Source organism: Lactobacillus sp. UMNPBX4, assembly GCF_002554115.1.
Taxonomy (GTDB): Bacteria; Bacillota; Bacilli; order Lactobacillales; family Lactobacillaceae; genus Lactobacillus; species Lactobacillus gallinarum.
Genome location: NZ_PCZF01000009.1, coordinates 35,983 through 55,861, shown reverse-complemented (window position 1 = coordinate 55,861; position 19,879 = coordinate 35,983). Strand labels below are relative to the sequence as shown.

General features: G+C 38.5%; 18 protein-coding genes and 3 pseudogenes. 7 read left to right on the top strand and 14 right to left on the bottom strand.

From position 1 onward, the window contains the following. Positions 1-93 precede the first annotated feature (93 nt). Both CP355_RS03065 and CP355_RS03060 read right to left on the bottom strand, forming a co-directional pair. Positions 94-601, bottom strand: a pseudogene (locus CP355_RS03065) (YbhB/YbcL family Raf kinase inhibitor-like protein). 104 nt (positions 602-705) lie between these two features. Then, the gene (locus tag CP355_RS03060) at positions 706-2,052 is read right to left on the bottom strand and encodes a threonine/serine exporter ThrE family protein (RefSeq protein ID WP_025005804.1); all 1,347 of its coding nucleotides are present in this window, start codon (positions 2,050-2,052) and stop codon (positions 706-708) included. Positions 2,053-2,221: 169 nt separating this feature from the next. On the opposite strand from CP355_RS03060, the gene CP355_RS03055 reads away from it, so the two are divergent. Genes CP355_RS03055 through CP355_RS10710 form a run of 3 tightly spaced genes read left to right on the top strand, consistent with a single transcriptional unit; the run spans position 2,222 to position 3,696 of the window. Further along, positions 2,222-3,160, top strand: a complete 939-nt coding sequence (locus tag CP355_RS03055) for a sugar-binding transcriptional regulator (protein ID WP_025005803.1) — start codon at positions 2,222-2,224, stop codon at positions 3,158-3,160. An 18-nt stretch (positions 3,161-3,178) separates the two neighbouring features. Then, positions 3,179-3,511 carry a transporter gene (locus tag CP355_RS03050; RefSeq protein ID WP_087235593.1) on the top strand — a complete coding sequence of 111 codons (333 nt, stop codon included), beginning with the start codon at positions 3,179-3,181 and terminating at the stop codon, positions 3,509-3,511. A 53-nt stretch (positions 3,512-3,564) separates the two neighbouring features. Further along, entirely contained in the window at positions 3,565-3,696 is a 132-nt protein-coding gene (locus tag CP355_RS10710) for a hypothetical protein (protein WP_255404978.1), read from the top strand. Positions 3,697-3,762: 66 nt separating this feature from the next. On the opposite strand, the gene CP355_RS03045 is transcribed toward CP355_RS10710, so the two are convergent. Continuing rightward, on the bottom strand, positions 3,763-4,143 hold the full coding sequence (locus tag CP355_RS03045; protein WP_025005801.1) for a DUF1828 domain-containing protein: 381 nt from the start codon (positions 4,141-4,143) through the stop codon (positions 3,763-3,765). Positions 4,144-4,275: 132 nt separating this feature from the next. Between CP355_RS03045 and CP355_RS03040 the strand changes: the two genes are divergently transcribed. From CP355_RS03040 to CP355_RS03025, 4 genes and pseudogenes are all read left to right on the top strand, one after another. Beyond that, positions 4,276-4,833 (top strand): ECF-type riboflavin transporter substrate-binding protein, encoded by a 558-nt coding sequence (locus tag CP355_RS03040; RefSeq protein ID WP_087235594.1) that lies wholly within the window; start codon positions 4,276-4,278, stop codon positions 4,831-4,833. Positions 4,834-4,845: 12 nt separating this feature from the next. After that, positions 4,846-6,548, top strand: a pseudogene (locus CP355_RS03035) (ABC transporter ATP-binding protein). After that, positions 6,541-7,374 carry an energy-coupling factor transporter transmembrane protein EcfT gene (locus CP355_RS03030; RefSeq protein WP_087235595.1) on the top strand — a complete coding sequence of 278 codons (834 nt, stop codon included), beginning with the start codon at positions 6,541-6,543 and terminating at the stop codon, positions 7,372-7,374. The pseudogene CP355_RS03035 and the gene CP355_RS03030 overlap by 8 nt, the downstream one beginning before the upstream one ends. Before the next feature lie 88 nt (positions 7,375-7,462). Next, positions 7,463-7,984: pseudogene (locus tag CP355_RS03025) on the top strand (dihydrofolate reductase family protein). A gap of 260 nt (positions 7,985-8,244) precedes the next feature. Here the strand turns inward: CP355_RS03025 and CP355_RS10355 are convergent. From CP355_RS10355 to CP355_RS02975, 11 genes are all read right to left on the bottom strand, one after another. Continuing rightward, entirely contained in the window at positions 8,245-8,403 is a 159-nt protein-coding gene (locus tag CP355_RS10355) for a hypothetical protein (protein WP_164480598.1), read from the bottom strand. 30 nt (positions 8,404-8,433) lie between these two features. Beyond that, positions 8,434-8,889, bottom strand: coding sequence for a DUF441 domain-containing protein (locus CP355_RS03020; protein WP_025005797.1), 456 nt, complete (start codon positions 8,887-8,889; stop codon positions 8,434-8,436). 287 nt (positions 8,890-9,176) lie between these two features. Then, entirely contained in the window at positions 9,177-10,718 is a 1,542-nt protein-coding gene (gene citF / locus CP355_RS03015) for a citrate lyase subunit alpha (RefSeq protein WP_025005796.1), read from the bottom strand. Then, positions 10,708-11,622 (bottom strand): citrate (pro-3S)-lyase subunit beta, encoded by a 915-nt coding sequence (citE, locus tag CP355_RS03010; RefSeq protein WP_003626613.1) that lies wholly within the window; start codon positions 11,620-11,622, stop codon positions 10,708-10,710. Before citE ends, citF begins: the two co-directional genes overlap by 11 nt. Next, a complete protein-coding gene (citD, locus tag CP355_RS03005) occupies positions 11,623-11,916 on the bottom strand; it encodes a citrate lyase acyl carrier protein (protein WP_025005795.1) in 294 nt (97 codons plus the stop codon). Continuing rightward, on the bottom strand, positions 11,906-12,958 hold the full coding sequence (citC, locus tag CP355_RS03000) for a [citrate (pro-3S)-lyase] ligase (protein WP_025005794.1): 1,053 nt from the start codon (positions 12,956-12,958) through the stop codon (positions 11,906-11,908). Before citC ends, citD begins: the two co-directional genes overlap by 11 nt. A 90-nt stretch (positions 12,959-13,048) precedes the next feature. Beyond that, the gene (locus CP355_RS02995) at positions 13,049-13,840 is read right to left on the bottom strand and encodes an alpha/beta fold hydrolase (protein WP_025005793.1); all 792 of its coding nucleotides are present in this window, start codon (positions 13,838-13,840) and stop codon (positions 13,049-13,051) included. A gap of 78 nt (positions 13,841-13,918) precedes the next feature. Continuing rightward, positions 13,919-15,385: a DASS family sodium-coupled anion symporter gene (locus CP355_RS02990; RefSeq protein WP_098043865.1), complete on the bottom strand. Its 1,467-nt coding sequence runs from the start codon at positions 15,383-15,385 to the stop codon at positions 13,919-13,921. 576 nt (positions 15,386-15,961) lie between these two features. Next, positions 15,962-17,278 (bottom strand): C1 family peptidase, encoded by a 1,317-nt coding sequence (locus tag CP355_RS02985; protein WP_087175846.1) that lies wholly within the window; start codon positions 17,276-17,278, stop codon positions 15,962-15,964. Between the two features lie 129 nt (positions 17,279-17,407). Next, on the bottom strand, positions 17,408-18,334 hold the full coding sequence (locus CP355_RS02980; protein WP_025005791.1) for an L-lactate dehydrogenase: 927 nt from the start codon (positions 18,332-18,334) through the stop codon (positions 17,408-17,410). A gap of 164 nt (positions 18,335-18,498) precedes the next feature. Then, a complete protein-coding gene (locus CP355_RS02975; RefSeq protein WP_087235598.1) occupies positions 18,499-19,875 on the bottom strand; it encodes a flavocytochrome c in 1,377 nt (458 codons plus the stop codon). Positions 19,876-19,879: the final 4 nt, after the last annotated feature.

Genomic DNA, 19,879 nt, shown 5'->3' with positions numbered 1-19,879 from the left:
ACCCGTGGTCTAGACTTTCACTAGACTAGATGAAATGTCATGCCCGACACACAAGCATAAAATAAGACTCCTGAAATATCAGGGGTCTTATTTTTATTTAGCACGACTTGGAATTTCAATAGTTGTCTTAGCAATAATGTGATCTTTCACTTTGGCTAAAAATTCATTTAGATAATAACCATCTTTTAATTCCAATTCATCATCCAAGGCATAGACTGTTAATGAATAATTATGCGTCTTATCTGATGGCATAGGACCTGTGTAGCCCAATACCGGTCCTGAATCTTTGGGCAAAAACTTACTAATATTGCTGTTATAACCTTGAACAAAATCAATATTTTGATGATGTTGACTAATATCAGCGGGAATATCTTTGACTGGCAAGTTTGCAGCTAACCAATGAATCCAAGTAAAACCACAAACTGGAACTGAATCATAATCATAAAAACAAACTGCTAAGTTTTTTTGCATCTTTAGGCACGTCAGAAACAAAAATGGGAAAAGAGCGGCTAGGCTTACCTTCAATTTTTTGATCTGCAGGTGCGAATTTGCTATAACGATCAAATAAGTAACCGTTCATTGTTGGTACTTCAATTTTCATATTATCACCTCATGTTCATTATATTAGTCCTTAACTCAAAAAGGTTATCAAAAGCAGATTAAAAGAGCCAGAAAAATCTGACTCTTTTTTGCTATTCAACTTTATTAATCCGCATGTCTCCACTTCTTGTCTGTTAAGATACGTGCGGCAAGCAGCCCAAAAGGAAGTGCAATGACAATCATCAATGCTTCAGTAATCCAGTAAGCACCGATGTTAATGTTAGTAATACCGAAGTTGAACACTGCGCGGTACATATATAGTCCTGGCACCATAATTACGATTGAAGGAACAGTAATCGCAATTCGTGGGAAACCAACTTTTTGTCTAACAATACTTGCCAAAAGCCCGGAAACAAGAGCTCCAATAAAGGCTGCTAAAGCCGGTGCCATATGAGCGTAATCAACTAGACTCAGTCGTAAAGTATTAGCCATCGCACCCATAATTGCGGCAGTTGCGGCCATATTCGGACGACTATTAAACATAATTGAGAAGCCAAATACCCCGCAGAAGCTGGCAATTAAGCGCAAGAATGTTAGCATCCCCGGATTAATGCTCAACTTAAGCATGGAACCCGGATGCAAATTCAAAATCGTAGCCACTGCCCACCCTGACATGGTGGCAATCGTAATGATCAAAAGCGCATAGGTCATTCTCTCAAGCCCAGATCTCATATCTAGCTTAGACATGTCCAGTCCTGAAGTAATGAATGGAAATCCCGGAATCACGAACAGCATTGCACCAATATAGCCGTAAGCATGATGATAATCCAAATGGAAAATCATCTTGCCAATGTGAAATGTCAAGAAGTAAACTGCACAAGCAACTGCTACAGCAACCGCGATTTTAGCTACAAGGGTCATTTTCCGCTTGCCCATGAGTGCTCGAACATAATTTCCTGCCCCTGCACCTAAGAAGGCACAGATAACTTCGGGCCAGCCGCCACCTAGTAAAAAGATAAAGCCTGCACAAGCTAAACCGGAACTTAGACCCGCAATTACTGCAGAATATGCTGATTTTTGATTTTCGATCTCACGCAAGCGCTTGTGAATCTGTCCAATATTCCAATTACCATGACCTGCTTCAAACTGACGAACGAATTTTTCTAGTTCATTCAATTTAGTCATATTAACATCAGTTGCTGGCAAAGATAGCGTCTGTGAATATGACTCATTATCTACGTCAAAACAGGTATACTCGATTGAAACCAACCCAATATCCGTCGAACAGGTAATTCCTAAAGTTCTTGCAATCGTGTCCATCGAATCACGTACACGCCAGGCACCTGTCCCACAACTTAACAGCATAATCCCTACTCGGCCAACAATTGAGGCCTTTTCTACTAGAGTAGCATCCTGTGCCATCGTCTTATTATCACTCTTGAAAAATTCCTCCCATAGAATCTTCATGTGATGTTTTTGCGACAAATGATATTCTCGTTCCTTTTCCTTCATTAGATTAATTACTTTCCCTCATTTTTAAAATTAATTAAAATACGCTTTTCTATTTTAACACAGTAATATTTACGGAAAGCATTTTATATTTTTCAAAAAATAAGCGTTCCATTTTACTATTTTAAATCTATAATGAATATATGAATCATATAATAAAGGACGGTTTATAGTGGCACAATTAACCGATGAACAACTTGCTAGCATTGCACATGACTTTTATCTCAGCAAGTTAAATATCGCAGAAATATCACAAAAATATAACCTATCGCGCTATTTAATCACTAAGGCGTTAGACGATGCAGAAATGCGCGGAATCGTTAAAATCAAAATTACTCAAGGAATTAAACGCAATCAGGTTTTAGAACGAAAATTCCAAAAGCTTTTTGGCTTAAAAGAAGCTTTTATTCTCAAAAGTTCTGAAAATGATGCTAACGACGATGAATCTGTTGTCAACTTCGCTACTAAGCAAATTCAAACTTATTTGCAAAATACCCATATCGCCGGAGTCACATGGGGCAGTACAATGCGCGGTGTAATTAACAACTTTAATGAAGAAAACTTTAATAAGCTCTACTTCATTCAGCTCCTAGGGCACGCCATTAATGCAAATCGCCGCAAAAATCCTTTGGTCCAAGACGCTGCAGAAAAATTCCACGCTAAAAGCTTAGGATTGCCTACGCCACTTTACATCTTAAATCCTAAAATTATTCCAGCTTTAAAGAAAGAACCCTACTTTAAAATAGTTGAAAATTGTTATCACAACTTAGACCTTCTTTTTACCGGACTAGGAACTCTTGATTCATTCAAGGCTAATCCATTCTTAGATAAAAATTACGGTCCGCAACTATTTAAGAACATTCCAGAAGAACAAGTGGCCGGATTAATTATGGGACGTCCCTATAATATCAACGGAGAATTTTTCACTGATTTCGAAAAACACATCTGTGGTATATCAATGAATGACATTATGCAAACACCTACACGTTTCTGCGTTGTTAATAATCGCTTTAAGTCTAAAGCACTATTAGGCGCTCTGCGTAGCGGCATCATCACCCACTTGGTTATTAATGATGATTTGGCCCACCGCGTTTTGCGAGAAGCAGAATAATTATTAGAGGGGATAATTATGAAAAAATCAAAATATGATCTATGGATCGGAGCAATCAATTTAATCAACTGTTGTCTATTTATCTGTTCCTGGTTTGCAATCTTTGGTGCAGATTTCACAGCTAAAATTGCCTTCTTTTTCTATCTTTTTGCCTGGATTGGCGTGATTCTTAATGCAATCGCCGTCGTTCAATCACACAACTTAAGCATTTCATTAATAGGACCGATCTTAGGCGTAATCGGCAATGCCTTATATGGTTTTACCGCTGTGTTAGCCTTACCGGCAGTGATTATCAATATCATTTCTGCATTCTTTATTTTCATGCAGCATAACAATAAGAAAAAAGTATGATCAGATTAACTTTTCGATAAATTCGATCTACAATGACGGTAGAGGTTATAATTATGGAATTTAGAGTAGATGACTGTATTCCAGATGTTGAAACAATTATGGCCTTAGCCGAGGACATCGCTGATTTTAATTTAAACGGTAAAAAACCAGAAGATGTTCATGTAGGAAGGATTAGCAATGTTTAAAGTTGCCCGAAAAAGTTTGTATCAAAAAATGCATCCCTGATTAAACAGATCAAGGGATGCATTTTTTTAGCCTAAATATGAAATGGCAACTTGCAATTGTGCCAGCTTCATTGCTGCCTGAGCTACATTCTTGCGGTCAACATCAACATAAATTTCACAGTGGTCTTCGTCAAACTGATACCCTGAACCAAGAGCAATATCTGCCGCAGTCTCATATAATTCCATATCTTCTTGATTAGGATCAAGTTTAAACAAAATTCGACCGCCATCACTTACGCGGCAATGATCTTCATCTTCCTTTACCCATACATAAACGGTATCGCCATAAGAATCAATCATCATTGTCGCAATTTGCATGGTTTGATCATCAACCCAAATAATTTTGGTCTGATCGGCCGCATATTGGCCAATTTCATTATCTAATTTTTTAAGTTCGTCTTGTCTCATTTTTACCTCTAACTACTACTTCACTATTATCATAATTTTAATTGTAACATATCCACCCTTTTCTGCTACATCCCCTTGACGGTAACCGCTTTCCAATTATACGGTGTTATTATCACAAATCGGAGAAAAATTATGAAAAAACAAGGTTTATCTGTTAAAAATGTTGTCGCTATAGGGATCGGTTCTGCCATCTACGTTATTCTGGCGCGCTTCACCTCAATTCCGACTCCTATTCCTAATACCAACATCGAGCTAGTCTTTCCTTTCCTAGCTCTTTTCGCAGCCATTTATGGTGCTAAAGTCGGTTTTGCGGTCGGTTTCATCGGCCATACCCTATCTGATTTTATTATGTATGGTCAAACCTGGTGGAGTTGGGTTTTGGCTACTGGTGTACTTGGTTTGATTATTGGCCTTGCCTGCAAAAAGCTTGATTTGAAAAATGGTATTTTCGGTATTAAGCAAATTTTGCTATTTAATATCACTCAAATTATTGCCAATATCATAGCCTGGATAATCGTTGCCCCTATCGGAGACATTATCATCTATAGCGAACCTGTTAACAAGGTATTTGTTCAAGGAATCAGTGCCACCCTCTCAAATGGTATCACCATCTTGATAGTTGGTACGCTTTTATTAAAAGCTTATGCAGGTACCAAAATTAAAAAAGGCAGTTTACGTAAAGAAGATTAGAAAGACTTAGGCATGACTGAACCTATTATTACTTTTAAAAACTTTTCATTTAAATATGACAGCCAGGCATTCCCGACGCTACAAGACATTAATTTAACTATTAATCGCGGTGAAAAAATATTGATTGCGGGACCATCTGGTAGTGGCAAGTCAACTATTGGCCGCTGCATCAATGGCTTGATTCCCAATATTGATACAGGAACGATTACAGGCGAATGCTCGATTAATGGCAAAAATATCAAGGAGACCGACCTCTTTGACCTCTCATTTACTACATCGACTATCTTGCAGGATACTGACAGTCAATTCATTGGTTTAACTGTCGGTGAAGATATCGCCTTTGCACTAGAAAATGGTTGTCGTCCGCAAAACAAGATTAGACAAACTGTTCACCGCTGGGCTGACAAGCTAGAGATCAGCGATTTATTAAAGCAAGCACCGCAAAGCCTGTCTGGCGGACAAAAACAAACCGTGACCCTTGCTGGCGTCTTGATTGATGAATCACCTATTATGCTATTTGACGAGCCCTTAGCCAACTTAGATCCCGCTTCAGGGATGAAAACGATGGCGTTAATTGATCAAATTCAAAAGGAATTAAACGCCACAGTAATTATTATTGAACACCGTTTAGAAGAAGTGCTCAGCCAACCGATCGACCACGTCGTTTTAGTCAATGATGGCAAAATTATCGCCGATAAATCACCTAACGACCTGCTTCATCAAAACAAGTTAGAAGACATCGGTGTAAGAAGTCCACTTTATCTAACTGCTTTAACCAAAGCAGGCGTTGACTTGGATGCCATTCCTGATCTCACCTCAATAAAAGCTCTACCTGATGACGAGGACAAAAATTACAAAAATGGGCAGATGATGCTTCTTTGACTTCTAAAAAAGAAGAAAAACAGCCCCTGCTCGAATTAAAAGGCGTAGGACACCGCTATAACCATTTACAAGTTAATCCACTACGCGACGTTACAGCTACCATCAACAAGGGAGATTTCGTTTCCATCGTAGGACAAAATGGTGCAGGCAAAACTACGCTTTGTCGCCTGATCTGTGGCTTTATTCCTAATGAAGGTAAAATCTTATTTGATGACGACGACCTATCGCAATATTCTATTAAACAAATTTCTGAAAAAATTGGTTATGTCATGCAGGATCCTAATCAGATGATCTCGCAAAAAATGATTTTTGATGAAGTTGCTTTGGGTTTATGCCTACGTGGTTACAGCAAAGATGAAATCAAGGATAAGGTTTTTAAGACTTTGAAAATTTGCGGTCTTTACCCTTACCGTCATTGGCCAATTTCTGCTTTGAGTTTTGGTCAAAAAAAGCGTGTGACCATCGCCGCTATTTTGGTTCTAGAGCCTGATATCATCATCCTAGATGAGCCAACCGCTGGTCAAGATTGGAAGACCTATACAGAGATCATGAGCTTTTTAAAGAAGTTGAATGAACAAGGCAAGACGATCATGATCATTACCCATGACATGTACCTGATGATGGAATACACTAATCGCTCATTGGCTTTTGCCGATGGTAAACTAATTGCGGATACCGAACCGATTAGATTATTAACCGAAAAAAGTTTAATTAAAAAGGCTTCTCTTAAACGAACTAGTCTCTATGACTTGGCTCATAAATATAATTTAAGAGATCCTAATTACTTTGTCCGCGCTTATGTCGATTCAGAAAGGACCAGTCAAAATGCATGATCAAAACCAGATTCTAGGCTACCAGCCCGGCACCAGCTTTATCTATCAACTAAACGCGACTACTAAGCTAATCTTCATGTTGCTGGTCTCGGCGGCTTGTATGATCACTTATGATACACGCTTCTTACTCGCAATTTGTGTTTTCTCGATCATTTTATTTAAAGAAGCACAAATTAAATGGTCACAAATTTCCTTTATCGTGAAATTTATTGTTGCCTTCATGATTTTAAATTTGATCTTTGTTTATCTTTTTCAACCAACTTATGGTCAAGAAATATATCATTCACGTAGCATCATCATTCATGCTGGCTACTTCACTCTCACGATCCAGGAAGTCTTCTATTTATTCAACTTGCTACTAAAATATATCTGCTCAATTCCGATCGTCTTATTATTCTTGTTGACGACCAATCCGAGTCAATTCGCCGCTAGTTTGAATAAAATTGGCATTAGCTACAAGATCTCTTACGCAGTGGCGCTGGCTTTACGTTATATTCCTGACATTCAGAATTCATATTGGGCTATCTCTGCTGCTCAGCAAGCTCGAGGCAACGAATTGTCAAAGAAAGCTAAGTTATCGCAGCGAATCAAAGGAACTTTAAACATCATTATGCCGCTTATTTTCTCTAGTCTGGAGAGAATCGATACCATCAGTACCGCCATGCAGCTACGTCGCTTTGGTTCTAAGAAGAAAAGAACCTGGTATGTAGCTCAATCATTTAAGAAAGAAGATTATTGGGTGATGGGATTGTCAGTCTTGTCTATTTTAATCGTGATTTTGCTCTGGCAATTGAATCATGGCCGCTTTTATAATCCATTTATGTAGCAAAAAGCTCTATCGCTTTTTGACGAAAAATAATTCTAATAAGGTTATTACTTCTAATTAATCGGAAATGAAAGGACCATAAGGTAAAATGAGAAAAGTTGTTCTATTTATTGCAATGAGTCTTGACGGATATATTGCAGATAGTAATGGTGGTGTTGAATGACTAAAGGGACAAGGTAATGATAACGAAAATATAGATACCTATTCTGAATTTACCCAAAATATAGATACAATTTTAATGGGCTGGAACACATATCATCAAATTGTTACAGAGCTTTCTCCGACAAAATGGATATATAGCGATTTTACTACTTATGTGATTACACACAATAAGAGTAATTCTAACAAGCAAATTATTTTTACAGATGTAAACCCTATAGATTTATTGGAAAAATTAAAGCAACAAGATGGCAAAGATATTTGGATTTGCGGTGGAGCTAATCTTGTTCAACAGATAATGCGTGCAGATTTAATTGACAGATATTACATTTCCATTATTCCAACACTTTTGGGGAAAGGTATTAAACTTTTTGGAGAGTTGCCAAAAGAACAAAAACTATCATTAGTTCGAACACGCAATTATAATGGAATTGTTGAGTTAGTATTATGAACACAGAACCAGAAACATAGGTGCAGAGTCATTGAATTTGTGAGAAATCACAGTTCGTTGACTCTATTTTATTTCATTAGGTTTCCTATCAGGCCAGAAAGAACAGATTGACGGCATAACTTAATAAAAAATGTCTGTTAAGAAACAGCTTATTCAGCGCACCTAAAAAGCTGCTTATTGCCTAAATTTGGACAACAAGCAGCTTAAAATTTTGGAATATTATCGTGTCAGGCTCTTAACTTAATGACATTGATTTTGCATTAGTCCTTTTTATGTTTTTTCTTTTTATCATCGTCATCAATCGTGACAACTTCAGGCTTCTTAGGAATTGGCGGTGTAATAACTTCATAGTTACGCAACCGTCGTTCTAAATAATCATCTAATCGCTGCGTGATCTCTTCATGCACTATAATCGCCATTACACTCACCCACCTTTACTACATTATATATTAGAAATGTAAGTTAAATAAAGTGATAACCAGATAAGTCATACCGCTGGCAATTACGGGACCGGCAGCCACGCCCTTAAATACTACTACGCCGATGATCGTTCCTAAAACCAAGGCGACAGTTACTTGTGGCACGGCGGCTAACTGATCAACGCCATATCTTGACAAAATAGCTACAGCAATCCCGGCTAAGATAGCGATCCACCCTGCTGGCGATTTGAAAGTATTGATCAAATCCTTAAAACCAATCTGCCCTGTCGCAATTGGAATCAAGATTGCCACTGAAATAACGGTAACGCCCCAATTGATACCTTTGGCTTGAATCACTGGCAGCCACTTGCTGGCAAACGGAATTAACTTTAACGCCATCACTACGCCTGTAGCGATGATCAATGACATGTTTTTACCAACCAGGGCGACAACTAATACTAATGCTAAAAATAGCCAACTCTCCATATTTTTCCCCTTCATTTTATCTATCTTTCATTTAAATCTACACAAGAAAAAAGTTAGTGAAGCTGACTCACTAACTTTCAATTAGAATATTTTCATTATAACTAAATCTGCTTAAAAATAGAATTATTTTTTCTCAAGTCAAAATAAGTGAAAACTTATTATTAAAATGTCATAATAAAGATACTCAGACAAATATATGTATACGCAGAGCCTATTTACCAAGATAGGCTCGTTTTTGTATAAAAAAGACATGCGCCTCAGCACATGTCTTTCAACAGAATCAATTTTTAGTCTTTTACTTCTTTAATAGCATCAATAATTGTACCATCACGGTATTCAACTAAAGCTACAGTCCGGTCAGTATATTCAAGTGGCTTTGGTACACCAACTTGCTTTTCTGCCGTCTTTTGCAAATCATGAATGTCCAAAATATTAAGTCCAGGCACATTCTTAAATGCATCAATCAAGTCCTTGCGGGCTGGGTTAATTGCAATGCCTCGTTCAGTAACCAATACATCGATTGATGAACCTGGTGTAACGATAGTTTCAACACTAGGTACAACAGTAGCATTTCTACCACGAACAAGTGGAGCAGTAATAATGGTCATCTTAGCACCTGCGGCAGCATCTTGGTGACCACCAACGGCACCACGAATTACACCATCAGAACCAGTCATGACGTTAACATTGAAGTTAGTATCAATTTGCAATGCGGACAAAATAGAAACATCAAGGTTATTAACAACCGCACCCTTGTTATGAGGATCGGCATACCATGAAGCATCAATTTCTTGTTGGTTCTTGTTATTAGCCATAGATTGAGCAGCACCCTTATCAAAGTCCTGAACATCCATTACTTTTCTAACAAGACCTTCTTCAAGCAAATCAGTAGTTGGCTTAGTAATACCACCCAAAGCAAATGAAGCAGTAATACCGTCCTTAATCATGCTTTGACGAAGGTAACGAGTAACAGCTAATGCGGCACCACCTGAACCGGTTTGGAAACTGAAGCCTTGCTTGTAGTATGGTGAGTTAACAATAACTTGGTTAACCATTTGCGCAATCTTAAGTTCCTTAGGATCCTTGGTAAAACGAGTAGCACCTGAACCGATCTTGTCAGGGTCACCTACTTTATCAACCTTGACTACGTAGTCAACTTGGTCTTGCTTGATTGAAGCTGGGGTATTTGGATAATCAACAATATTGTCAGTTAAAAGAACAACTTTGTTAGCATATTGAGCATCCATTAAGGCATAACCTAATGAACCAAAGACAGCATCCCCATCTTGACCATTAGCGTTACCTGCAGGATCAGAAACAGGCACACCTAAGAAGGCAACATCGATCTTGATTTCTCCTTCTTCAATTGAACGAGCACGATTACCGTGTGAACGGAAAATCACAGGATTCTTCAAGCCGCCGTGAGAAACGAAGTCACCAAGTGAACCACGCATCCCTGAAGAAGTAATGTTAGTAATGACGCCCTTCTTAATAGCTTCAATTACCTTATCATTCATAACACCAGTTAATGAACTTGGAGCCAAAGTTAAATCCTTGTAACCCATAGCAATGATCTTGTCCATTACCATGTTAAAGATGTAGTCACCATTTCTAAAGTGGTGGTGGAATGAAATAGTCATGCCATCTTTCAAGTTGTTCTTGATTACGTCATCAAGAGAAGCAACGACCTTATCTTGACCAGTAGTTACGCGAACCTTTGGAGCTACACGCTTTACTTCTGGATGACCAATTTCAGTAGTTTCAAATGGCTTTAAATCCATCTTATTCATTAAATCGTCTGGTAATTCGCGTTTTACTTTATTCTCCAATGTAGTTACCTTCTTCATCAATCAAGTTAGAAGCTTTTGCAGTTTCAAGTACACGAGTTGCTTTTTCTACAACTGGCTTATCGACCATCTTACCGTTAAGTGAGATAACGCCGCTACCCTTAGCCTTGGCTTCACGAATAGCATTTTCAACATTTTTAGCTTGTTCAATTTCTTCTTTAGTTGGATTGAAGACCTTGTTAACCATCGCAATTTGACGTGGGTTAACCAAACTCTTACCGTCATAACCCAATTCGTGGATGTAATTAGTTTCACGATAGAAGCCTTCGGTATCCTTCATGTTAGAAAAGACAGTATCAAAGGCATAAACGTCGGCGGCGCGAGCTGCTTGCAATACCATATTACGTGCAAATTCAAGTTCACGACCATCTGGGTAACGGTGAGTGTGCATATCAGCAGTGTAATCTTCACCAGATACAGCAAGTCCCATCATCAATGGTGTAGCTGTCGCAATTTCTGGAGCATTCAAAACACCCTTGGCACTTTCAATGGCAGCCATGACACCGATTGAACCTTTTTCAATGCCATATTCATCTTCCCAGTGTTCAATGTCCTTGACCAACTTTTGAATCATTGCTGCTGATTCGGTCTTTGGCAAACGGATAACATCAACGCCGGCCTTAACCATGGCACGAACATCTTCATCATAAAATGGCGTGTCTTGACCATTTACTCTAACTACGATTTCGCTACCGCCAAAATCAACAGTCTTAATTGCTTCGTAAACAAGCATTCTAGCTGCGTCTTTTTCAGTCAAAGATACTGAGTCTTCTAAGTCGAGCATGATTGAATCAGCGCCATAAATGCCGGCATCTTTGATCATGGCAGGGTTATTACCAGGAACGAACATCATGGTTCTACGTAAACGATTTTTAACGTAAGTCATTTAAAGCACCTCCAAGTCAGGCTTATCTTGTGTTTCAGTAGCACGTTGAGCAGCTGCTAAAGTACGAGCCTTAATCACACAATCAAGCGCACCCTTGTCAGTTGCCTTAACCTTGGCATTTTCTAAACCGTACTTCTTCAAAGTCTCGGTGATCACCTTTTCAATTTGATCACCATATGCCTTTTTAACTTCAGATTCCAAATCGATTTCAATACCGTTAGAACCTTTAGAGATCATGATTTGAATATCAGAACTTTCGAGGGTTCCTGCTACGGCAGTAGTTTTAATTTCCATCAATATTCATTCCTTTCTCAATTCTCGATTGCAATTCACTCATATTTTGCTTAATAAACTCATAGGTAGATTCGGGTACAAACTTGTTGATCTTTGCCAAATCTCCATCCTTGATCCATTGTCTTACCTGAGTAGCAGTCACAATTTGTCCTGACTTTTCTAGGCGCTTAACAGTAATCACTTCAATATCAGGACCAAGCTCATGAGCTAAACTAACATTATAAAAGTGCGTCGTACGTGAAATAGGTTCTTGACCGATATAACGACGGGCAATGTTCAAAGCGGGTGCAATTTTATTCTTGAACACTGCAGCATCGACTGAGGTTTGGACGTCAATCAATTCATCAGGTGATTTTAAGAAATAAGCTGGGAATGTTGCTGGAGAAACCATGTAATCGCCACCTGAAACAACTTTTACATTAGCAAATTGCTTGGTCCCTTCCTGCACCAGCTTCATTCTTTCGTTAAAATTGAACAAGGAAACATCATTAGCTACCACAAAAACATAGACTAAATCATTTTCTTCACTTGCCATCTTAACTAAGTGTTGATGACCCAAGGTAAAAGGATTGGCATTCATCACAATCGCTGCGATCTTCTTATCAGCTTGATCTTCTACCTTTGGCAAATCACTCAAGAAATCATTTACATCTGGCATCCCGTTCTCTAAAAAAGCTGCCTCATCTGTCTTAGCCAGCAAATTAAAATGCAAGTGCTCAAAACTAGACGCATACTTGGCTTTAGTAAAAACGAATGAATGGTAAATCTTCTGCTCAGCTAAATACTGGAGCAAGTTGGTAACCACCTTGTTAAAGCGGGCGCCTTGAGTATCTTCATTAATCACGCCCACATACTTCAACACGTTCCCGGCAACGCTGCCTGTACCAACTAGCTTGCCATCCTCATCTACTAAACCAATCGTATGGTCGATTTGATCAACTTCACGTGCACTAAAATTATGCAGATCTAAAGATGAAAGCAAATTCTCCCACTTTTGACGAGTTGCGGCATCACTTAAAAACAAATCAACTACTTTATCCATTGATATGCCACCTTACTATTATCAAAGAGCAAGTAATCTTTTTCACAAAGAATAGTTTACTCTTGCCGTTTTAATATTTCAAATTTGTGCTTAGTTTTTTAAATTTTGCAAAAATTTACTAATAATCTGATGAACTTTTGCTGGTTGTTCTGCCTGAGGCAAGTGCCCACATTCCGGAACAATTGCGGTTTCAACCTTCTCATTCAGGAATTTAATTGCCTTCGTAAAATCAGGATTAAAGAATGGTGATTTTTCACCAGCAATTACCAGCATCGGAACTGGACTATCCATAATCATATCGCGCCAATCTTGTTCCGCATGCTCTACCAAGCAATTGTAGTTTTCCTCAGGATTATAAGGAAAAGCTTGATATTCATTCTTGGCATCTTGGAACATTTTTTCATCAATATGATGGTAAAAAGCCTTGCCAAAATCGAATTTTAACATTTCTGGATAATTATCCCAGGTTAAATCCTTAAAGCCATATTGCCAGGTCTTGTCGGCGATCATCTTAGGTGATTGATCTAGATCAACCATCGCCTTAAGCCGGCCCTTACCATAAATGGACAAGTAGGCCCAGATGTTGGCCGCACCCATGGAATTACCGATAGCAACAACATCGTGCAAATCCAGCTCTTCCATCAATTCTTCCAGGTCAACGGCATGACGACTGATTCGCTGACCGCGGTAGGTGCGCTCGGATTGTCCTTGATTGCGCGGATCAAGCATGACGAAGCGATAACGATCATTAAAAAGTGCAATTAGGTCTTGCCACATTTGACTAGAACCACCGATACCGGGGATGCCTAATAAAACAGAGCGATCTTTTTCCCCTGTATCGCTGTAATGCAGCATGACATCATCATTTGTTTTAAATTTCATTTTGATCCTTCTTTGTATTCTTAGTTTTAACCTTATTATTACACAAAAAAGCAACCTGGTTTCCCAGATTGCCTTTTTCTACCAAACACCGATAATCTTCATCCAAAGTGAACCTACAATACCAAAGATCAGCATGTAGAGAATACCCAAGATGAAATTCATCTTCCACCATTCTTTTTGCTTAACGTAGCCTGTCGTAGCCAAAATTGAAGCAGGACCGTTAGCATAGTGAGTAGTTGAAGCGTTAATTACACCAGTAAATGCTAACAGCATAGCTGAAAGGCCAAGCGGTGCACCCATTGCAGTAGCTACAGTTAAGAATGGCAAATAAAGAGCTGTCATGTGAGCTGTACCACTAGCAAAGAAGTAGTGAGTGTAGAACATTAACAAAATAAGTACTACTAAAACAAGGCCCCAGCTGATGCCGTGAACTTCGCTTTGAATAAACTTGGTGAACCAATCGATAAAGCCGTAAGAAATCAACTTACCGGCCATGAAGATCAAGATTGAAAGCCAAATCAAAATGTTCCAAGCACCAGTTTCATGCAAGGCATCTTCCATGCTTAACACACCAGTAATTAATAAAAGCGTTACTGCTAAAAATGCAACAAAGGCTGAGTTAAGTTGTGGAATCTTGAAGAATCCTGAAAGAACCCAAAGTAAAATAGCTAAAGAAAAGACAATTGCCATGATCTTTTCAGGTTCGGACATTGGACCCATCTCTTTTAATTTGCCATCAGCCCAATTTTTAGCATTAGGAGTTTCCTTAATCTCAGGTGGATACATCTTGTAAATTACAATTGGAATAATCAATGTAGCCACGATTACTGGAACTAAGCCTGCCCAGAACCAGCTAATCCAGCTCATTTGATAGTCCTTTTGTGCGGCCATCTGTTGAGCAACCAAGTTAGGAGCAGCACCGGTAATAAATAGTGCTGTTGATAAAATATTAGCGTGAAAGGCGGTGAAGTCTAAGTATGCACCGATCTTCTTTCTTGAAGGATCGTGAGGATTAGACTTGTAACTCTTGGAAATAGATTCAACTACAGGCCAAGTTACCCCACCAGTACGAGCACTGTTAGATGGAATAAGCGCACCCATGATTAATTCCAAGCCGGTAACGGCATAACCGATACCAATTGATCGCTTACCGAACTTTTTAATCATTAAGTAAGCTACACGGTTACCTAAACCGGTCTTGCTAATACCATGAGCCATGATAAAGGCCATAGCGATTAGCCAAGCAGCAGAGTTGCCAAAAGAACTCAAAATACCAGTTTGTACTACCACGCCCTTGGAATTAACTATGTCTTTAACTGGAGCTAAGCCAACTAAGACAGTTACTACCATTCCGAGCAATGTTGTACCACCAATTGGCAATGGCTTTGTGATACATCCCACAATCGTTGCAACAAAGATTGCAAACATTTCCCAGGCTTGAAGTGATAAACCACTTGGTCGCCATGGTGTGATCAACCACAGCACTATACCTACTACTAAAGGCCAAATGAAGCCTTTATAATTTACCTTCTCTAAATTTTTCATTTTTCTCCCCTGATGAGTATTCAATAAAAAAATCAATTCAAAAATGAATTTTTTCACATAGTATTATATACCTTTCAAGGGAAATTTAAACTATTTTAAAAAGAAAGTTATTTTTTATTTTAAAAAACATAAAAAACAAGTGCATTTCTGCACTTGTTCGCTGTCTTAACAAACATTAGTTTGATAAAATTATATCTGCAAAAAAGTTAAATTAGCGGTGGTACTTCTTTTAGAAAGAAGTTGATGCTTATGGTGTAAATCATTTTGCTCATATTCTAAAGAAAGGAGGACCAATTTTACTTGATGAATCTTCTTGTATTCATCCTTGGTGTAACATTTTTCTTATGTTGCCTGGCATCGGAGCTTGTATATCTAATCACCCAGACTATTCGATTAGTTATTCTAATTCGAACATTAAAAAAATAGCGAAATTAAAAACCGCTTCAATAGCTTTTGGAAGAAGTTTAGCGGTTTTTAATTAATCCTAAACAGTACCACCGTTTTTTAACGGTTTTGCACTAAAGAGGTGCGGCAGTCGTAATGCCGGCCTCTATTTTCATTTCTAATTATATCACATTAGCCAATATTATCCCAAGGCTTCAAGTCTACTGCTGGACCTTCTGCAAGTTCAACTTGCTCCTTAGTCAAAAATTCTTTTCTAACTACGACATCATAAACATAGTCTTCAAACCATGGTTGACTCATTTCGTAAAAGCCCTTGTGACCAAACTTGTCACCCCATGAATTTTCAACCTTCCACTTGCGAATGTGGCCGTGATCTTCATCAACACCGACTAAGGTCATATCGTGAGTAGCAAAACCTTCGCCAGTCGCTAAACGATCAGCCTTGCTCATCTTGGTATCAACACCAAATAATTTATCGGTTTGGTAAAGTTCGGTATCAAGATAACCAGTCTTTCTTTCCATTTGCTTTAAAACGTCGTTACCAAAGATTACGGCATCCCCAGATTTAAGTTGTGCTACAGCAGCTTGAGCCAAGTATTCAATTGGCACATTCAAAAACTTAATTTGATCACCGCCATCAACATTGTCATAAAGTGGCATATGGTAAAGCTTGTTAAATTCGTGGTTAGGACAGTTTGATAAAACTACATAATCATCAAACTTAAAGTCCTTGAAATACTTTTGTACGAATTCACGTGGAGTTAAGTCTCTTTCCAAGTGATATTTTTTGTCGTCATCGCGGTATTCCAAGTCAAACTTCTTTGGTGGTTCGCCTAAGGCAACAGATACCATGCGGTAAACTTCATTCAAAAAGTGCTTCTTAGCCTTTTCAATTTCATCTTGTGAACTGCCTTCACTCACTAATTTACGTAAAGCAATAGCATCTTTTCTTTCCTTACGTGCTAAAGAATCGATCAAACCAGTAGTATTGTTGGAGTTAAAACTTTCAGGCATTGCGTATGAAGGTACAACACCATATTTTTTAACTAGGTTGATGGCCATGCTCCAAAGGCCGCCATCTTCACCAGCAAAAGCTAACCATGATTGCACTTCGCGGTCGTTAAGTGGCTTATCAGCCAAACGGATCATTGCATCATAAAAGGCATTTGCACGTTCAATCTTATCCCAGAAAAAGTTATAAGCTTGTGAGAAAGTGAAATCTTTTACTTTGTTTTGCTTGCCAAAGTAATGACGCAAAACATTCAATGTGGCAAATTCCCAGCAACGACCAGAATGCTTTTGGTCAGTTACGCCACCTACATCAAGTTCAGTTGAAAAAACATGGTTTAAACGTTCTGAAACGCGATCGTTAAAGGATGCTTCAAGTAATCCGCTACGACGAGCAGCACGTGAAGCAACTTGATTTTTGCTATTAGTATTGAAATCGGCAGAAAAGTCTGCGATCTCTTGATCAGAAATAACTGTCATATCCTACCTCGTCAGTCTCTAATTTCTTATTAATTCTTTAATCATAATAATACCTTCTTTTGTATTATCTAGCAAGCAAAAAAAAAAAGGCGTTCAATGAACGCCTTTTTCTTAATATATCTATATCAATTAAAGTTCAATACCTGATAAAACTTCTTGCATTTTATCAGCTGAGTTGAGCATCTTAGCCTTTTCAGCATCTGAAAGCTTGGTTTCGATTACTTGTTCAATACCTTCACCGTTGATAACAGTTGGAGTACCTAAGTACAAGTCGTGCTTAATGCCATATTCGCCGTTAATTGGTGCTGATAATGGCAAGCAGATTGAACGGTTGTCCAAGATGGCACTAACGATTTGGGTAAGCATCATTGCAACACCATAGAATGTAGCACCCTTGTTAGCGATGATCTTGCCGCCCTTCTTGCGGACGTCAGTTTCAATTTCACTTAAAACATTGTCATTAATTTCTGCATAGTCGCGAAGCGGCTTGCCATCAACAGTTGATTCATCAAAGTTTTCAAAACTAGTATCACCATGTTCACCAAGAACCATTGAGTTAACCTTGGCAACTGGAACATTAAGCTTCTTAGCAAGTTCAACGCGAAGACGCATTGAATCAAGTGAAGTACCAGTACCAATTACACGGTTCTTAGGGAAGCCTGATAACTTTTGAGTTAAAGTAGTTAAGATATCTACTGGGTTTGCGGAAACAACGAATACACCCTTAAATCCTGATTCAACAACGGGTTCTACAATGCTCTTTAAAATCTTAACGTTCTTAGCAACCAAATCAAGTCTAGTTTCACCAGGTTTTCTAGGAACACCAGCAGTAATTACACAAACGTCAGCATCTTTAGCATCACTGTATTCAGCTGGATGGATATCAGTTTGACCCATAAATGGAGTAATATCTTCAAGGTCCATTGAGTCACCAACTGGACGATCCTTAGCTACATCGCAAATTGCCAATTCATCAACAGTAGCGTTTTGCAATAAGTCATTTGCAAAAGTTGAACCTACGGCACCATCACCAACAAGAAATACTTTTCTACTCATAAGTTATATTAGTCCTTTCATAAACGTAATTTTCTACATATTCCAATTATACACTAAGCGCTTACATTAGACACTATTTATTAATTAATTACGTTAATATTGTGCTTTTCTTAACAAATATATTGAAAAAAAGACAACTCTCATTGTCTCTTTTTCGGTTAGATTTATTTGTGTTCTCTAGCGTATTTAGCCATTTGAATACCAGCTTGGCGACCAAAGATAACCGTTTCAGCAACTGAGTTACCACCAATACGGTTGTTGCCGTGAAGTCCGCCAGAAACTTCACCAGCTGCATAAAGACCTTTAATTACGTTACCGTTGGTATCCAATACTTGAGTTTCGGTGTTGATATGAATTCCGCCCATAGTGTAGTGAATAGCTGGGTGAATGTGAATAGCGTAGTATGGTCCAAGGTTTAATTCACGATCCATACCAGTAGTTCTGCCAAATTCCTTATCCTTGTGGTTTTCAACGGCCTTGTTCCACTCATCTACTGTGGCAGCTAAGTTTTCTGGATCAACATCAATTTCCTTAGCTAAGTCGGCCAAAGTGCTGCCCTCCTTAACCAAGCCAATGTGGTCATAAAATTCTACAGCTGCAAAATGAGCACGAACACCTGAATCGAAGACCAAGTATGCACCGTCTTCGTTTAAACCAGTAATCGCACTTGAAACAATTTTACGGGTGTTTAATTCGTTAACAAAACGCTTGCCGGCCTTGTTAACCAAAATAGCACCTTCACCACGTAAACCTTCACCGATTAAGTAAACGTGTGGGTTATCAGTATCTGCAGTTGGGTGAACTTGAATAAAGTTCATTTGCATCAATTGCGCACCAATTTCTTTAGCAAGCTTAATCCCATCGCCAGTAGCACCTGGTTGGTTGGTAGTCTTGTAGTCAACTAAATCTGGACGATACTTCTTGATGATTTCTTTAGAAGCGCCAAAGCCACCAGTAGCAAGCAAAACTGCCTTAGCCTTAATTGTTTTAACGCCTTTATCAGTTTCAACTTCTACGCCGTTAACATTGCCATTCTTGTCTTGCAACAATTTAGTTACTTTAGCACCAGTAAAGATGTCTACACCGGCCTTTTTAACTTGGTTAGTTAAACGTGAAGTCAAATAGAAACCAACTGGTTCCATTGAACCTGGACGGTGAGCTCTCTTTACGCTCATCCCACCGGTAATGGTTAAATCAGTCAAACGAACGCCATATTTCATTAACCAGCTAATTGCAATAGCAGAGTGGTTAACAAAGTACTTAAGCATTGCACGGTCGTTTAATAAACCGCCACCCTTTAAAGTTTCTTCGTAAAAGTCACGGTTGTTGTCAATGATTCCTTCATCAAGTTGAACCAATGATTCAGATGCGTTCATACCACTAGAAGCACGACTAGTGTTACCACCAATTTTACCGTTCTTTTCCAAAATAACAACATTCAAACCAAGTTCACGAGCTTGAAGTGCTGCTGTTAAACCAGTACCACCTGAACCAACAATTATTGCATCATATTTATTTTTTAATTCTTTATTATTTGGCATAATA

Coding starts and splice junctions, on each gene's coding strand:
- CP355_RS03060 (WP_025005804.1), bottom strand. CDS start 2,052: ATGAAGGAAAAGGAACGAGAATATCATTTGTCGCAAAAACATCACATG.
- CP355_RS03050 (WP_087235593.1), top strand. CDS start 3,179: ATGAAAAAATCAAAATATGATCTATGGATCGGAGCAATCAATTTAATC.
- CP355_RS10710 (WP_255404978.1), top strand. CDS start 3,565: ATGGAATTTAGAGTAGATGACTGTATTCCAGATGTTGAAACAATTATG.
- CP355_RS03045 (WP_025005801.1), bottom strand. CDS start 4,143: ATGAGACAAGACGAACTTAAAAAATTAGATAATGAAATTGGCCAATAT.
- CP355_RS03040 (WP_087235594.1), top strand. CDS start 4,276: ATGAAAAAACAAGGTTTATCTGTTAAAAATGTTGTCGCTATAGGGATC.
- CP355_RS03030 (WP_087235595.1), top strand. CDS start 6,541: ATGCATGATCAAAACCAGATTCTAGGCTACCAGCCCGGCACCAGCTTT.
- CP355_RS10355 (WP_164480598.1), bottom strand. CDS start 8,403: ATGGCGATTATAGTGCATGAAGAGATCACGCAGCGATTAGATGATTAT.
- CP355_RS03020 (WP_025005797.1), bottom strand. CDS start 8,889: ATGGAGAGTTGGCTATTTTTAGCATTAGTATTAGTTGTCGCCCTGGTT.
- citE (WP_003626613.1), bottom strand. CDS start 11,622: ATGACTTACGTTAAAAATCGTTTACGTAGAACCATGATGTTCGTTCCT.
- citD (WP_025005795.1), bottom strand. CDS start 11,916: ATGGAAATTAAAACTACTGCCGTAGCAGGAACCCTCGAAAGTTCTGAT.
- citC (WP_025005794.1), bottom strand. CDS start 12,958: ATGGATAAAGTAGTTGATTTGTTTTTAAGTGATGCCGCAACTCGTCAA.
- CP355_RS02995 (WP_025005793.1), bottom strand. CDS start 13,840: ATGAAATTTAAAACAAATGATGATGTCATGCTGCATTACAGCGATACA.
- CP355_RS02990 (WP_098043865.1), bottom strand. CDS start 15,385: ATGAAAAATTTAGAGAAGGTAAATTATAAAGGCTTCATTTGGCCTTTA.
- CP355_RS02985 (WP_087175846.1), bottom strand. CDS start 17,278: ATGACAGTTATTTCTGATCAAGAGATCGCAGACTTTTCTGCCGATTTC.
- CP355_RS02980 (WP_025005791.1), bottom strand. CDS start 18,334: ATGAGTAGAAAAGTATTTCTTGTTGGTGATGGTGCCGTAGGTTCAACT.
- CP355_RS02975 (WP_087235598.1), bottom strand. CDS start 19,875: ATGCCAAATAATAAAGAATTAAAAAATAAATATGATGCAATAATTGTT.